12 protein-coding genes are annotated in these 15,115 nt (G+C 43.9%); 5 read left to right on the top strand and 7 right to left on the bottom strand.

Annotation, left to right across the window (positions count from 1 at the left end; all coding sequences use genetic code 11):
- Window position 1: 1 nt before the first annotated feature.
- The 6 genes from HYN43_RS23155 to HYN43_RS23130 all read right to left on the bottom strand — a co-directional run bounded on the left by HYN43_RS23155 (window position 2) and on the right by HYN43_RS23130 (window position 6,908).
- A complete protein-coding gene (locus HYN43_RS23155) occupies window positions 2–2,995 on the bottom strand; it encodes a SusC/RagA family TonB-linked outer membrane protein (protein WP_119406290.1) in 2,994 nt (997 codons plus the stop codon).
- Window positions 2,996–3,361: 366 nt separating this feature from the next.
- Complete coding sequence (locus tag HYN43_RS23150) at window positions 3,362–3,844, bottom strand: hypothetical protein (protein ID WP_119406289.1); 483 nt, start codon at window positions 3,842–3,844, stop codon at window positions 3,362–3,364.
- A 29-nt stretch (window positions 3,845–3,873) separates the two neighbouring features.
- Window positions 3,874–4,596 (bottom strand): hypothetical protein, encoded by a 723-nt coding sequence (locus HYN43_RS23145; RefSeq protein ID WP_119406288.1) that lies wholly within the window; start codon window positions 4,594–4,596, stop codon window positions 3,874–3,876.
- A gap of 206 nt (window positions 4,597–4,802) precedes the next feature.
- Window positions 4,803–5,843 carry a DUF4097 family beta strand repeat-containing protein gene (locus tag HYN43_RS23140; protein ID WP_119406287.1) on the bottom strand — a complete coding sequence of 347 codons (1,041 nt, stop codon included), beginning with the start codon at window positions 5,841–5,843 and terminating at the stop codon, window positions 4,803–4,805.
- A gap of 77 nt (window positions 5,844–5,920) precedes the next feature.
- Window positions 5,921–6,406: a peptide deformylase gene (locus HYN43_RS23135; protein WP_119406286.1), complete on the bottom strand. Its 486-nt coding sequence runs from the start codon at window positions 6,404–6,406 to the stop codon at window positions 5,921–5,923.
- 55 nt (window positions 6,407–6,461) lie between these two features.
- Entirely contained in the window at window positions 6,462–6,908 is a 447-nt protein-coding gene (locus HYN43_RS23130; RefSeq protein WP_119406285.1) for a DUF1569 domain-containing protein, read from the bottom strand.
- Between the two features lie 228 nt (window positions 6,909–7,136).
- Here HYN43_RS23130 and HYN43_RS23125 point away from each other — a divergent pair, with 228 nt between their 5' ends.
- The 4 genes from HYN43_RS23125 to HYN43_RS23110 all read left to right on the top strand — a co-directional run bounded on the left by HYN43_RS23125 (window position 7,137) and on the right by HYN43_RS23110 (window position 12,399).
- Window positions 7,137–8,684 (top strand): DHA2 family efflux MFS transporter permease subunit, encoded by a 1,548-nt coding sequence (locus HYN43_RS23125; RefSeq protein ID WP_119409088.1) that lies wholly within the window; start codon window positions 7,137–7,139, stop codon window positions 8,682–8,684.
- Between the two features lie 65 nt (window positions 8,685–8,749).
- On the top strand, window positions 8,750–9,358 hold the full coding sequence (locus HYN43_RS23120) for a TetR/AcrR family transcriptional regulator (RefSeq protein WP_119406284.1): 609 nt from the start codon (window positions 8,750–8,752) through the stop codon (window positions 9,356–9,358).
- Between the two features lie 101 nt (window positions 9,359–9,459).
- Window positions 9,460–10,485, top strand: coding sequence for a glycoside hydrolase family 53 protein (locus HYN43_RS23115; RefSeq protein WP_162996595.1), 1,026 nt, complete (start codon window positions 9,460–9,462; stop codon window positions 10,483–10,485).
- 594 nt (window positions 10,486–11,079) lie between these two features.
- Window positions 11,080–12,399, top strand: coding sequence for an IS110 family RNA-guided transposase (locus tag HYN43_RS23110; RefSeq protein WP_119406282.1), 1,320 nt, complete (start codon window positions 11,080–11,082; stop codon window positions 12,397–12,399).
- 276 nt (window positions 12,400–12,675) lie between these two features.
- On the opposite strand, the gene abc-f is transcribed toward HYN43_RS23110, so the two are convergent.
- On the bottom strand, window positions 12,676–14,265 hold the full coding sequence (gene abc-f / locus HYN43_RS23105; protein ID WP_119406281.1) for a ribosomal protection-like ABC-F family protein: 1,590 nt from the start codon (window positions 14,263–14,265) through the stop codon (window positions 12,676–12,678).
- A gap of 232 nt (window positions 14,266–14,497) precedes the next feature.
- On the opposite strand from abc-f, the gene HYN43_RS23100 reads away from it, so the two are divergent.
- Window positions 14,498–15,112 carry a PAS domain-containing protein gene (locus HYN43_RS23100; RefSeq protein ID WP_119406280.1) on the top strand — a complete coding sequence of 205 codons (615 nt, stop codon included), beginning with the start codon at window positions 14,498–14,500 and terminating at the stop codon, window positions 15,110–15,112.
- Window positions 15,113–15,115 lie beyond the last annotated feature (3 nt).

Raw genomic sequence — 15,115 nt, 5'->3', positions numbered from 1 at the left:
TTTAGAATGATGCGGTTAAACCTAAGCTGAAGGTACGTGTTTTAGGATAAAAATCGCGGTTGTCAATACCCGGGGTCAAACCGCCGATGTTAACCTCCGGATCAACACCACGGTATTTGGTGATGATGAAAATGTTGTTGCCCGAAGCGTAAAAACGAAGGCTTTTAATAGCCTGGATATGTGGCTTGATGGTATAACCAAAAGTGGCATTATCCAAACGCAGGTACGAGCCGCTTTCCAGGAAACGATCCGAAATGAGGTAGGCATTGATATCTTTAAACGATTCGCCTAAGGTAAACCTCGGGATGTTTTGCAGTTTGGCATCGGCGGGGTTGTTCAGTGACGCAAGGGTTGCGTTCAGAACTTTGTTGCCATACACGCCGCGCACCAAAAAGTTTAAATCGAAGTTTTTGTAGAAGAAGCTGTTGCTCCAGCCGTAGATCAGTTTTGGCTGCGCATCGTATTTGATGAATTGATCGCTGGTTAGCGGCTGGCTGGCTACTACAGAACCATCGGCTTTTTGAAAAGTACTTACACCATTTTGGTTTTTGCCCATATAGTGCCATAAATCAAAAGTACCCAAAGCATAACCCGGTTGGATAATCTGGCTGTAATTACCTGATTGGCCTTTACCGCCGAGTTGAGCTGTTTGGATGTAAGGAAGTGCCAGGTTACCTTGCGACAAGCTTTCAACCATGTTTTTGTTGTGCGTAACGTTAAATGATGTACGCCATGTAAACGCCTGCGATTTTACCGGGATGGCATTGATCACAACCTCGATACCGGTATTTTTCATTTTACCCACGTTAGCGGTTAAATACTGGTAAAAATATTGAGTGGTTGATACCTGCAGGGTGGTGATCAGATCAGACGTTTTCTTGATATAATAATCAACCGAACCGGTTAAGCGGTTGTTGAACAAACCGAAATCCAAACCGATGTTGGTGGTGGCAGTACTTTCCCATTTCAAATCGGGGTTAGGGTTACGTACCGGGCCAATTGGGTTTACAATGTTGCCATTGCTTAAAAATTTACCGCCACCCGGAGGCACACCGTAAATCAGCTGTGCGGTAAAGGCATCAAAACCAAGGCTGTTACCAGATACGCCGTAACCTGCTCTTAATTTTAAATCGCTTACAACCGGAACAGATTTCATGAAATCTTCGCTGATGATTTTCCAGCCCGCAGAAGCAGCAGGGAAATAACCATGACGGTTGTTTAAACCGAATGCTGATGAACCGTCTTCCCTTAACGAAGCCTGTAACAGGTATTTATCAGCAAACTGGTATTGGGCACGGCCATAGAACGAGATAAGCCTTAAGGTTGAGATGTACGACTGGTTAAAAACAATTTGCGAAAGCTGTGTAGGGTTTGACAGCGCCAGGAAATTGTAAGTTAAAAAGTCGTTCGAGAAACCTTGCGTTTGTACACCGAAACCATCGTTGTTACGATCCTGCTGGTAGGAGTAACCGCCTAATAACTTCAGTGAGTGCTGGCCGAAAGTACGGTCGTAGTTAAAATAAGCTTCCAACACGTTGCTGGTATTGGTATAAGCGCTGCGCACAGCCACACCACCTGCATTAACATAAATACCCGACTGGCTGGTTGAGTAGGTATTAACGTTGTTTTGTTCTTTTTGGGTTGATCCCGAAATGGTGAATTTTAACCCTTTCAAAATGTCTACCGATGCAAAACCATTGATCAGGGTTTTGTTATTCTCGGTTTTGGTGAAGTTGTTGTTAATTAACGATAATGGGTTTAGCGGACCGCTACCGGTACGGGTATAGTTTTCTTTATAAGTACCATCGGCGTTGAAAGGACTAACCGTTGGCAGGTAGAACAGGATTCCCGATAACACCTGGCTCTGAAAAATATCGTTGTTTTTGGTAGCGCTGTTGGTAAGCGTGATGCCCAGCTTTAAACGATCATTAAAAAAGCGCTGGTTGATATAGCCTTTGTAAATGGTACGCTCCAAACTGGTGTTTTTCAAAATACCATTGTTTTTCATATAGTTTACGCTTGCACCATACTCCGAGTTGGTACCTGCACCACCATACGATAGGTTGTGGTTTTGAGAATAACCTGTACGCTCGGCCAGTTTTTGCCAGTTGGTGTTTGAACCGTCGTCGTCGGCAGCACTTAGTTTAGGCACACCGTTATCAGTAAGGTATTTACGTAGCTCATCGCCGGTTAATACATCGATGTTTTTTGATACGTTTTCAACCGCGGCATAAGCGCTGTAGGTTAACCTGGTTTGGCCTGATTTGGCACGTTTGGTAGTAACGATGATAACACCGTTTGCCGCACGCGAACCATAGATGGCTGTTGATGAAGCATCTTTCAACACATCAATACTTTCGATATCGGCAGGTGCCAACAAATCGATAGATGCGCCTGGCACACCGTCAATTACATAAAAAGGCTGGATGGCAGCACCGTCGCGCAGGGTTGACGGCCCCCTTAATATGGCCGCAGGCGGTTTGTTAGGGTCGCCGCTTTTGCTGATGTTTAAGCCGGCAACTTTACCCTGCAATAACTCGGCAGGAGTAGTAAGTACGCCATTGTTAAACTCATCGGCTTTTACTGAGGTAATGGCGCCGGTTACGTCTTTACGGCTGGCCGTGCCGTAACCAATAACCACCACATCTTTCAGTTGCTTGGTATCAGTTACCATGGTTACGTTAACCACATTTTTTTCGCCAACAGTAACCTGTTTTGGCACCGAGCCTAAAAAGCTGAATTTAATTACATCGTCGGCGCCGCTTACGGTAACCTGGTAGCCGCCGTTGGCATTGGTTGAGGTTGCCTTGCCTGTACTTTGCACGGTTACCACAACGCCCGGCAGGGGTAGGTTACTCTCGTCGGTAACAGTACCTTTAACTACGCGTTGCTGCGCAAACGCAATTGATGAGGCCATCAGCATCAGCATAAAAAGACAAATCGTTTTACCCGATCTGTGCAATGGCCCGAAAATAAATCTGTAGTGTTTTTCCATAGTTTTTAATTAATGATAAACCCCTTTTTAAAAGATGCCCAAGTTGAGAATAGGCGGGCGATAATTGCGGCAAAGCAACGGTTGTTTTATTATCGTGAAATAAATAGCAGGTTAACTTATCTATTAATTAAAATTGATATTGATTTATTTAATTGAGGCGTTTGTGGCTGATTTCCAAATGGTTGTTGCAGATAAGCAGGAAAGCTCTGTTAATGGAAGATTAACAGGCTTTAAACTTTAACGCTTTGTAAAAACGCTGTTATAAGGCAACTGCCAAGAGGATATAAACTCAGGGTATTATTATGGGCAAAAACCAATTGGAGTTTATGAACAATCTGCCACCTGATTGTAGATTGGCGGGAACATTTATCTGCCGGCAAGGGATATCATTACATATTGGCCATCAGCTTCGATAGTAAAAATATAGTCATTGTTTTCAAAGATTTTTTTTGTGGCTTTTGAAGTGCCGGCGGGGGCGCTGATACTTATCAGGTTAAAATTATGGCTTTCAAGATACGTGGAAAACGAATTGTAGTATTTAACCGGTTCCATTAATCGCAGCTCGTTCATCCTGATGGCCAGGGCGCTTTGCCGTTGTGGGTTAATCCATCGGTTTTTATCCGGGTTGAATGTCCAGCCGGGAATAATTTTATTGAGTTCGGTGGTGTAATCGGCAGGATTACTATTGATCAACTTTAAAAGGTCGGGAGCGGTGATTTCCCGGTTGCCGGGTGTTTTATTTTTGTTTTTAACCGAATATATCAGAATGAAAAAGAGTACAATAACAATGGAAACAAACAAAGCTGGCCATGAATAAAACCAACGCCTGTTTGTTCCATCGTTATTCATAAAATTTGAAAGGTTATCCGGTTTAGCTGTTACAGTTTTGCGTTTGCCTTTTTGATGATTTTGGGCATATCTTTTTGCAAATCGTTCATTAGTTCGGTTAAGGCGCTTTCGCACATGGGCAATATTTTTTCAGGAGTCATTACAGGTACGCCGCCAATTAACGGGCTCGAACTTTTTGACCTCGCATCTTCTTTTATCGAAAATACTTTTTCTCCATCCTTATTGAATAGGGCGATGTTGGCAAAAGCGGTTACTTTAACAACACCCATACCGCCGAAGCCTATCTGCGAAAGCGAAAAATTGATATAAACTTTCATTACGCCATCGGCCTGGTTGAAAATTCCAAGCAGGTTTTTTTCATTAGCGTGCCCCATTAACGGCAAAACAATTTTATAACCGTTATATGGCAGGTTATGGGTATCTTTTAAAACACCGCTTGTTGCTTCTTCGCCAACAGGTACATAAGCTTTGTAAGCATCGTTATTGATAATCTGATCTTCCGGAAGCAGTTGAAAAGGAAAACTTTTAGCATAATCATTAAAAAACTGATCGTGAAAGTTTGTTAGCATCGGCGCAACATTAAAATTAGGATCATCGGCCAGTTTAACCGCCAATTGAGCTGCGTTGCCAAAGCCGCCAACGTCAATTTGTTTAACGGCATAAAATGTAACTACTGCAACTTTTTTGTCCTGGGCGTAACTATTTAAAGTTAAGGCAAAAAACAGGATAACAGGAAGGATTGTTTTCTTCATTTTTGTGAATTGGTTTAAGTGCTTTTTTAATAATTAATTCAAAGGTATACATCCTGCGTTAATAAACAATTATTTGTATTGATTAAGATCAATTGCGAATATTAATTTAAATCAACGAATTAATAAGGGGTAAGAATGCACTCATTGCAAAACTAAAAAGCCCCGGTTTATGAAACCAGGGCTTATACTTAATCTATATAAAACGATTACTTCAATCGCAGGTTAACGCTGCCGCCCGATGATTCGGCTTTAACCGGGATGCCGCCGCCGTTGTAGCTGCCGCGTACACGTTCTTTTTCCCACGAACCGTTAAATTTTGCCAATGATGATGGTGATACGCCATCGCCGCGCAGATCAAGGTCATAGCCCTGGTTTTGAGGTAATTCGATATCAACATTACCCGCGCTCGATTCCAGTTTCAGGTATTTGCCAACTTTAAGCAACTGGGCATACAAACCGCCGCCGCTGGTTGAGGCGCTGATGCTGCCGGCCATACGTTTAAGGCTGATGCTGCCGCCCGATGTGGTGGTGATCAGTTCACCATCGATGTTATTGCCGTCAACGCCGCCGCCGCTGGTTTCGGCATTAATGGTACCTTTCAGGTTTTCTAAAGTGATGCCCCCACCGCTGGTTTCCAGTCTGATCTTTCCGCTGCAGTTTTTGGCCTCGATACCGCCGCCGCTGGTTTCGAGCGAAATATCATTACCCGAGTTAGATACATGGATGCCACCGCCGCTGGTATTACCGCGAACTACGCCGTAAAGCCTGTCAATCTGTAAGCCGCCTCCGCTGGTGCTGAATTTTTGGTTACCCTTTAAGTTATCGATACCTATACCGCCTCCGCTGGTTTGCAGATCGGTTGAGCATTGCTCGGGCACGTAAATTCTGAAAGCGATATTTAACGAACTGCGCCAGTTAAAAAAGCTCTGGTGTTTGCTTTTCGCGATAGCTCTAACCTGGTGCCCGCTAACCGATACATCAAGCGTATAATCCTTTTCAAGGCGTTTTTGAATCTCTTCTTTCGATAATATGCTGCCGTTGTTGCCTTTAATGTAAACTTCAACACGCGGAGCCTCGCCGGCTTTCCCGCTCACAACAATACCACCGCCCGATGTATTGACCAACACACTGTTAACAGCATCATTAGCTAACGATTTGGTAAGGTATAACGAACGGCTATCTCTGTCTTGTGCTGTTGCCATGGCGGTTTGCCCGGCAAGCAACAACAGTAAAATGTAATTTTTCATAATGGGTTTAGTTTGCTTTGTAGTATGACAACGTTTGGCGGGCATACGTTACAGGCCTTTTAACATTTATTTACCCTTTATGGCCGCCATTTAAATGCCATGTTATCCACTGCCCGCATAGTGCACAATATGCCGTTTAAATGATCGTGCTCGTGCTGCATCAGTTCGGCCAGATCATTTTTCATTACCCATTGGTGAGGTTGCCAGTTTTCATCAAGGTAATTAATGCTGATTTGTTTATGCCGCTTTACCTTCACCAACAAATTAGGGAAGCTCATGCAATCATCCCAAAGCTCAAAAAGCTCATCACTTGCATCACGTATTTCGGGGTTAATAAAAACAACCGGCTTATCAATATTCATATAAACCAACCGCTTCATAATGCCCAGTTGGGGTGCCGCAATAGCCCTGCCGAAGTTGTACTTTTCCCTTATTTGCTGCATCACGTTGTGCAGATCGGTAACCCGGTCTGCTACAAGCGGCAGCTCGTTTTTTAAAACCGGATCGCAAACCTGGTACAGGCGCTCATCGCCAAGCAACAGTAAATCGTTAAGTGTTTTCATAGCCGGGCATAAATGTAGGCACAATTTGGGGTCTTACCCGTTTAATTTACTTTGCTTAGCTTCCAAACTGCCTTAAATGATGATCGGTATGTTTGTAAACAAAAAGGCCTACCTGCTCTTTGGTCATCTTACCAAAAAACCAATGCTCAATTTCGGGGTGCGAAAAATCTGCATAGGCCTCCATAAGATCTATCCAAAGGTGCTTTTGGGCTGAAACACTGCCACCGGTTTCGGTTACAATAAAGTGTTTGCTTGTTGGCGCATTCCGGCTCATCGGCGTTTCGTCTTTCAACAGGCTTTTCAGCGCAATTTTGCCAAACAGCAGGCCGGGCAAAGTGCGTTTGTAATGTGTTTTACCCAGGTACATTTCTTCGGCCAGGGTGCAATGCTTCAGCATCTGGTAAACACTCATTTTACCCCATTGGGCTCTACTGTTTTCATTTAATGAATTAATCCGGTTAATCAGGTCATCGCGTACTGCTTTATCAAATACTGTTTTCATGTTTAGGATTATGTGTATAAAGCTACCGCATTTTAAATATCCTCCGGAGGTGTTGATTATGCCGCTTTTGAGGGGGATTTATGCCAGATACTTAGATTATGATCATCTATCAAAAAGTCAAAGCCATGTAAACAAACAAAGCTTGTGTTTTAAACAATTGTTTTAATCAAACGATTGATTAATTTTGTTTTGTCAAAAAACTCAACAAATCTTTTAAAAATTAATCAAATGGCTGAAACAGGATTTAGAAAATGGATCATCACCATTACCGTAATAACTGCATCATTGCTCGAACTGATAGATACCACCATAGTTAACGTTTCCATTCCCCAGATCCAGGGAAACTTAGGGGCCACCATTACCGATGCTGCCTGGATTGTTACCGGTTATAGCGTTGCCAACGTAATTATACTGCCCATGTCGGGCTGGCTGGGCAGCTTTTTCGGGCGGAAGAATTACTTTCTCACGTCCATCGTTGTATTTACCATCGCTTCTTTTTTATGCGGAAATGCCCAAAGCCTTACCGAGCTGGTACTGTTTAGGATTTTACAGGGGCTTGCCGGGGGCGGCCTGATCTCGACAGCGCAGGCTATCCTGCTTGAAACCTGGCCTCCAAACCAGGTAGGTACAGCTACCGCCCTGTTTGGCCTGGGAGCCATTGTTGGCCCGACTATCGGCCCAACCATTGGTGGCTACATCACCGATCATGCCGCCTGGCGCTGGATTTTTTACGTAAACATCCCCGTTGGCTGTATCGCTGCCCTGTGTACCTATATGTTTGTGAAAGCCACCCCAAGCGATGGCAAAGGCAAACCGATAGACTGGTGGGGCATTGCCCTGCTGGCCATAGCCGTAGGCAGCCTGCAAACCATACTGGAAAAAGGGGAGGATGAAGATTGGTTTGCCACCAATTACATTATTGTGTTAACCGTAATGGCTGTTTTAGGTCTGCTGCTTTTTATCTGGCGCGAAACCAGTACCGACCATCCTATTGTTAATTTTAAAATTATGCGGCACCGCAGTTTCTCGGCAGGGATGGTTACCTCGTTTATATTGGGTGTTGGTTTGTACGGATCAACATTTGTGTTCCCGGTGTTTTGCCAGGGCTTGCTGGGCTTTACCGCGCAGCAAACCGGCGAGATCCTGTTTCCGGGCGGGATGTTTACCATTGTGATGATGCCGTTTGTGGGTATTATGCTGAATAAAGGGATCCCCGCGCAATTTATGGCTGCGGTTGGGATGGTGTTGTTCTTTGTTTTTTCGTTGATGCTGGCCGGCTCTTCGCTGGCGTCTGGCACCGGCGATTTCTTCTGGCCGCTGGCTATCAGGGGAGTGGGCCTATCGTTATTGTTTGTGCCGCTTACCACACTGGCTATCGGCGGATTGAAGGGGGCAGAAATTGGCCAGGGCACAGGGTTAAATAATATGATGAGGCAGCTGGGCGGCTCGTTCGGGATAGCGGGTTTAAATACCCTGATCCACATCAGGCAGGCCACGCACCGCAATAACCTGCTGGTTAACATTAACCCCTACAATTCATTTTATACCGAGCGGTTTAACAATTACATGCATGCTTTTGTAGCCAAAGGCAAATCAATTACCGATGCTACCCGGATGGCTTATGGAGCTATAGAAGGCGCAGTGCAAAAACAAAGCGCATTACTAAGTTATAATGATGCCTACTGGGTGGTGGGTATAGTAATGCTTTGCGCCATCCCGGTGGTATTTTTGGCCCCGTTTGTAAAAGGGCAAAAGGCTGTTGCAGATGCACACTAAACAACAAACTATTTATGGCGTTTATTTTGTTAAGCAATAATTAGCTTTACAAAATAAACGTAACCATGCCGCAAACCGCCGAGCTATCAACAGAAGAAAAAATAAAGGAAGCAGCCAGGATGATCTTTACCAAAAAAGGTTTCCTGGCTACTACCATCAGGGATATTGCCGCCGAAGCCCAGATTAATGTAGCCTCGGTTAACTACTACTTTCGCAGTAAGGAAAACCTGTTTGCTTTTATAATGGACGAGGCAATTAAAAAGCTGTTTGATAAAATAGAGCCGGTACTTAACAATGAAAACACCTCGCTGCACCAAAAAATTGAGCTTTGCGTTGGTTATTATATCGACCAGGTGGTGCAAAACCCCGATTTTGTTTTTTTTATGGTGAATGAAGTGATGGGCGGCAAAACCAAACTCCCGATGATTGGCAATATGAAAATCCTGATCAATTCGCATTTTGCCAAACAGCTTAAAGCCCTGCATACCAATGGCGATATCAGTTATCACCCTGTGCATTTAATCTGGAATATTTTTGGCATGATCGTGTTTCCTTTCCTGAGCCGCCCGCATCTGCTGCAGGAAAATTATTTTAACTCCGATCAGTTTTTGAACATGATGCAGGAACGTAAAAAACTGATCCCTGTTTGGATGGGAAAAATTATCGCGGCCTAAGCTTTTGTTTCTTGTTACCATCTTGTAACAATTATGTGGCGATTTTGCAGCAAGGTACCCAACCGGATTTTACTTGTAAATTCGATTAAAACTCAATGGATATGAAAGCGAAGATTGGTTTGAAAGCATTGTTAGTAATTGTACCCGGTTTTATAGCTACCGGAGTTTTATCGGCCTATAAGTTTTCGCCGCAAAAAGTAAAGCCGGTAAAGTTTAAGCAGATTATGGGGGCCGATATTTCCTTTATCCCCCAGCTGGAAGCCGAAGGGCACAAATTTTACGATAAAGGCGTAAGTAAGGATGCTTTTACCATACTTAAAGATCATGGCTTTAACTACGTAAGGCTGCGCATTTTCAATAACCCTAAAGCCGATAGCGGTTACTCGGCAAAAGGATATTGCGGTTTGGAAGATACTAAAAAAATGGCCCTGCGTATTAAACAGGCCGGCATAGGCTTCCTGCTCGATTTTCATTACAGCGATAACTGGGCCGATCCCGGCAAGCAATACAAGCCCGCCGCCTGGAAGCATCTCAGCAACCAGCAATTGCATGATTCTATCAGGGCATTTACCCGGCTTACTTTGCTCGCCCTTAAAAAACAAGGCACCCTGCCCGATATGGTGCAGGTGGGTAACGAAATTAACCACGGTATTTTATGGCCCGACGGCCGGCTTAAAAACCTGGATACCCTTGCAGGGTTTTTAAAAGCCGGCATCAACGGGGTGAGGGCTGTAAGCATTAAGATTCCGGTAATGCTGCACATTGCCTGCGGCGGCCAAAATGCCGAGTCGCGGTATTTTTTGGATAATATGCTTAAGCGGGGAGTAAGTTTCGATATCATAGGCCAATCCTACTATCCCGAATGGCACGGTACGCCCGATAGCTTGCGAGATAATCTTACCGATTTAAATACCCGTTACAAACAGGATATTATTGTTGTTGAGTATTCGCAGCGTAAGCGCGAGGTAAATGATATTACCTTTTCGCTGCCCGGTAATAAAGTTAAAGGCACTTTTATATGGGAGCCGTTTAGCTGGGGCGAAACCATTGTGGATAAGCAGGGAAATACAAACACGCATATAGCGGTTTATGATAGCGTTAAAAGGGCATATCATATTGAGCACTGATAGGTGAAATATACATCTCCGCAAGTTTAAGCGTCTGCGCCATAGCCGTTAACCTAAGGAATTATTTTAGCGTAAAAGTTTTAAAATCCCCTCTTGAGAGGGGGCGCGATGGGAATGAGCGGGAGCAGGGGTGTGTTATACAAGCGATAAACCGCATGCAGAATAACACACCCCTCCACCCCTCTAAAGAGAGGAATCGCACATTCCCCATGCTTTTTAACGGTTTTCCACTTAAGTTAACGGCCATGGCGTCTGCGCTTGAACTTGCAAAGTGCGAAGGCCTATCTCACCACGCTCTGACAAGCTACCCATGACAAGTTAAAAAAAAAGTTTGTCATCCTGAGTAGGGTTTATTTGCGCACAAATAATAGCATTGCAGATGACAAGCGAATGCTGAACTTTGCAAAAGCAACTTATGGCAGAGTAGCAGTTTAGCTCTTGGTGTTATTTACCCGCCCCTGAGATTTGCTTTAGGAAATAGCGTAAGCATTTTGGTGATACTGTTACCTGCAGTATTCCCGTATGGCAGCGTGCCTTTTATTTATCGCTTTCCTGAGCCATAAGTTGCTTGATTTTAAAATCTAAAGTAAAGTTATGGCAAAAGAAACGACTTTTGAAACAGTCCACCAAAATGTTGCAGGTATTGATATCGGTGCTGAGCAGATTTTTGTATCCCCTGATGGGAAAGAGGTGGTCAGCTTTGAAACCTTCACATCAAGTTATTATGCTTGTGCAGTGTATCTGAAAGAGAGAGGCGTAAAAAAGGTAGCAATGGAAGCCACAGGTGTTTACTGGATCGCTTTATACTTTCTGTTAGAAGAACTTGGCATATTGGTTTGCCTGGTCAACCCTAAAGAAACCAAACAGGTGAAAGGCAGAAAAACTGATGTAAGGGATTGCCAGTGGATCCAGAAGCTGTTTTCTGCCGGCATCCTCAGACATAGCTTTATCCCCCAGGGCAAGTTCATGGAACTTCGTCATTTGGTGCGGGAACGCCTGGATATCATCAGTATGGGCAGTACCTATGTTAACAAGATGCAGAAATGCCTGGAGTTGATGAACATCAAACTTCCGGAGGTACTTAGCCAGATCCATGGTACCAGCGGCATTAATATGATCAAAGCTATATTATCCGGGAACCGGGACAGCAACTATTTACTTAGCCTTTGTGATGAACGCATTCAAAAATATAAAGGTGAAAAAGTATTAAAAGCATTGGAAGGCCGGTATAATGATACCTATTTATTCATGCTTGAGCAGAACATGCAGCTTTGGGATATACACCAAAACCAAATAAAAAAGATAGACGGGGAGATTAGCCGCCTGTTGGACGAACTAAGTGTAGATAAAGAAGAGGTAGTTACAGGAAAAGCCAAAGCAGTACGGCATCATGCCCCAAAAATACCGGGGCTTCACGCCACTATGGCGCGCTTATACGGTGTTGACCTTACCAGCATTCCCGGGATAAATGATTATACGGCATTGCGGCTGATTGGGGAAACTGGTGTGGATATGAGCCGTTTTCCTACAGTTAAAAGCTTTGTAAACTGGTTAACCTTATCCCCTAAAAGTCATCGGAGCGGAAAAATGAAAAAGAATGTCAGGGGTATGCCTTGCAATGTTGCCGGGCAGATCTTTAAACAATGTGCCCAGTCATTATTGAATAGTAAGAATAATGCTATCGGTAGTTTCATGAGAAAGCTCCGTGGCCGTAAAGATTCGGGGATTGCTATAAAAGCCGGTGCCAGAAAGTTGGCCATTGCTTACTATAATACATTAACCAAAGGAACCGCATATGTTGAGGAAGGAACTAAACGCTACGAAGATCAATTGCAGAGAAGAGAAATGGCATTGTTGAAAAAAATGGCTAAAAAATACAATATGCAACTTTCTGAAAACCAAATAGCTGCATAATGTGTCAATGGCAGCGATAGCGAAGAATCTTCTTCAATAAGCATGGCCGCTATACAGAGCGAAGAAGATGCTTCGTTTCTCAGCATGACAAAGGGGAAAAATGTCATATCTCCTTCAGATGCCGCGGCTTTTACTTCCCCAGGATGACAAAATGCTAATATCACGTATCATCCATAGGTATTCGCTTCTGCCTACCCTGCATGACATAAATGTGTCGTTCGTATCAACGACTGCTTTTTTCCGTATTAAATAGCTTCTCAGAATACATTTCATTTCCTACTCCAACACAACCGCATCCTCAATACCAACCTGCTTTAAAAAATATTCATCGTGCGATATTACAATCAACGTTCCGCGGTAATCATTAATGGCCGATGTTAAAATGGCTATGTTCTGCAGATCGAGGTTATTGGTGGGCTCATCTAAAATAATAACATCGGGTGCCTGGTTACCAATAGCAAGGCAGCAAAGTGCCAGCCGCATTTTTTCGCCGCCACTGAGTGCGCCGCAGGGTTTATCCCAATCTTCCCGGGTAAATAAAAACCGGTTTAAACGAATTTTGATTTCATGTTCCTGCAATGTACCTGAGTTAAAATACTGCGCCTGGTCGTACACTTTAAACGCTGGATTAATCAATGAATAGTCCTGATCGATATAAACAGATTTAACGTTGGCACTATCAACCAACCCAATAACAGGTTGCAGCTTACCAAGAAGCATTTTTATCAAGGTTGTTTTACCCGATCCGTTTTGCCCCCTGATAGCCATGCGCTTGCCGCTTGTAATTTGAAAATTAAGGTTTTGCTGCCAAAGCAGGTTATCCTGGTATTTAAAATTGGCATCCTGTACCGTAATTAGCACCTTACCATTATGCAAACCCGAATTATCAAAATCCATCTTCATTTTATCGGCGTCGGGCAGGGATGAACGCAGCTGACTTAATTGCTGCGAAATGGCGCCCACCTTTTCGGCATGAACATCCTGTACGCGCGAGGTGCTTTTTTCGGCATTGTTACGCATGGTGTTCATCATAATGCGGGCCACACCGGCTTTTTCCTGTTTCTTTTTACCGCGGGCGTCCAGTTTTTGCTGCCGCTCCATTGCTTCGCGCTCTACCTCCTTCGCTTTCCTGAGGGCTTTTTCTTTGCTTTTAACATCCTGGCTCAGGGCCCCGGTAGCTATCGTTTTCTGTTCGGCGTAAAAATCATAATTGCCTCCGTACACGATGATGCCTCTTTTGCTCAGCTCATAAACAGGGTTGAGCAGGTTAAGCAAAGCCCTGTCATGACTTACAACAACCAGGGTGTTTTTTGTATTGATGATATAATTGTACAGCAACTCCCGGCTGCGGCTATCCAAATGATTACTTGGTTCATCAAGCAAAACTATTTCGGGCTGATGAATTGTGATGCCCGCCAGCAGTACTTTGGTTTTTTGTCCGCCGCTAAGTGTGCCCATCTTCTGGCTGGCTGCGATATTGTCCAGCCCCCAGTGTGTTAATGCTTCCCGGTAGCGTTCTTCTATAACCCAATCATCGTTAAGATTTGTAAGATATTCGTCGGTTACATTGCCGTTCAAAATCTCGTGCAGCGCTTTTAATTTATGGTTGATGCCAAGCGCTTCGGCTATGGTATGTTCGTTAAACCTATCGGTTAACTGCGGTACATAGTAGGGTTTTGAACTGGTTTTTACCAATCCGGCGGCAGGTTTTAAATTTCCGGCCAGGATATTTAACAATATAGATTTACCCGCACCATTGTTGCCAACAAGGGCGGCTTTATCATTTTTGTTGATGGTAAGATCGAGATCAGAAAAAAGGAGATCGCGGTTGGGGTGTACATAGGCAAGGCCTTGTGCTGTAAGCATGATCAAATTTCTTTAAAGGGTGAATAATTGCAGGAGTGCAGCTGTGCTGCCCCGTTTTATTTTTCCTGGAAGAAATTGCTGATCACATAAAGCCTTTGCGCGGATATTTTTTTACAAAAGAAAGGAAAAATATTTTTCTCTCCAAAAAACGGATACATCAGTGTAAATTCATCTTTTGAAAAATGTTATTATTCAGGCATTTAACTGTATTGTTCGTGTATATATTTATAGGATGGAAACCGGCAATAAACTTTTACACTCCATTTTCGACGTAACGCACGTCGAATTTCAAACCTTCGATCTGGCACAAAATAAACTGGCGTTTTCGAGCGGGATGGCCTGCCAGCTGCTGGGTTATTCGGACGAAGAATACCGTAGGTTAAGCAATGGTTTTTATAAAGAGATCATTCATCCGGACGATCTTGAAACAGTGCAGCAAACTATTGCCAGGGTTATGAATGCACGGCAGGGTGAGGTGGTAGAAATGACCGCCCGTTTCCGTAAAGGTGATGGCAGTTACATCTGGCTGTACTCGCGGCAAATGATATTTGAACGGGCTGCCGATGGCCGCGCCGGTACCATTATCAGGCAGGTTGAAGATGTTACCCGCCTCATTAACCTGCAATATGAACTTAAAAGCAAAGTTGAGCAACTTAACCTGGTATCCTTTAAAAACTCGCATTTATTACGAAGCCCGGTAGCCAGCATTATAGGCCTCGTAAACATCATCGAAGAACAGGAAATTACCAGCGAACATAACCGGCAGATTCTGCATTTTTTAAAAGATGCAATTACCCGGCTTGATGAGGTGATTCATGAAATAAATGATGTTGCCCGCCCCTATTAACCG

It is taken from the genome of Mucilaginibacter celer (assembly GCF_003576455.2).
Classification (GTDB): Bacteria; Bacteroidota; Bacteroidia; order Sphingobacteriales; family Sphingobacteriaceae; genus Mucilaginibacter; species Mucilaginibacter celer.
This window is presented reverse-complemented; position numbering and strand designations above follow the sequence as displayed.

Coding starts and splice junctions, on each gene's coding strand:
- HYN43_RS23150 (WP_119406289.1), bottom strand. CDS start 3,844: ATGAATAACGATGGAACAAACAGGCGTTGGTTTTATTCATGGCCAGCT.
- HYN43_RS23135 (WP_119406286.1), bottom strand. CDS start 6,406: ATGAAAACACTTAACGATTTACTGTTGCTTGGCGATGAGCGCCTGTAC.
- HYN43_RS23100 (WP_119406280.1), top strand. CDS start 14,498: ATGGAAACCGGCAATAAACTTTTACACTCCATTTTCGACGTAACGCAC.
- HYN43_RS23115 (WP_162996595.1), top strand. CDS start 9,460: ATGAAAGCGAAGATTGGTTTGAAAGCATTGTTAGTAATTGTACCCGGT.
- HYN43_RS23145 (WP_119406288.1), bottom strand. CDS start 4,596: ATGAAGAAAACAATCCTTCCTGTTATCCTGTTTTTTGCCTTAACTTTA.
- HYN43_RS23130 (WP_119406285.1), bottom strand. CDS start 6,908: ATGAAAACAGTATTTGATAAAGCAGTACGCGATGACCTGATTAACCGG.
- HYN43_RS23125 (WP_119409088.1), top strand. CDS start 7,137: ATGGCTGAAACAGGATTTAGAAAATGGATCATCACCATTACCGTAATA.
- abc-f (WP_119406281.1), bottom strand. CDS start 14,265: ATGCTTACAGCACAAGGCCTTGCCTATGTACACCCCAACCGCGATCTC.
- HYN43_RS23155 (WP_119406290.1), bottom strand. CDS start 2,995: ATGGAAAAACACTACAGATTTATTTTCGGGCCATTGCACAGATCGGGT.
- HYN43_RS23110 (WP_119406282.1), top strand. CDS start 11,080: ATGGCAAAAGAAACGACTTTTGAAACAGTCCACCAAAATGTTGCAGGT.
- HYN43_RS23120 (WP_119406284.1), top strand. CDS start 8,750: ATGCCGCAAACCGCCGAGCTATCAACAGAAGAAAAAATAAAGGAAGCA.
- HYN43_RS23140 (WP_119406287.1), bottom strand. CDS start 5,843: ATGAAAAATTACATTTTACTGTTGTTGCTTGCCGGGCAAACCGCCATG.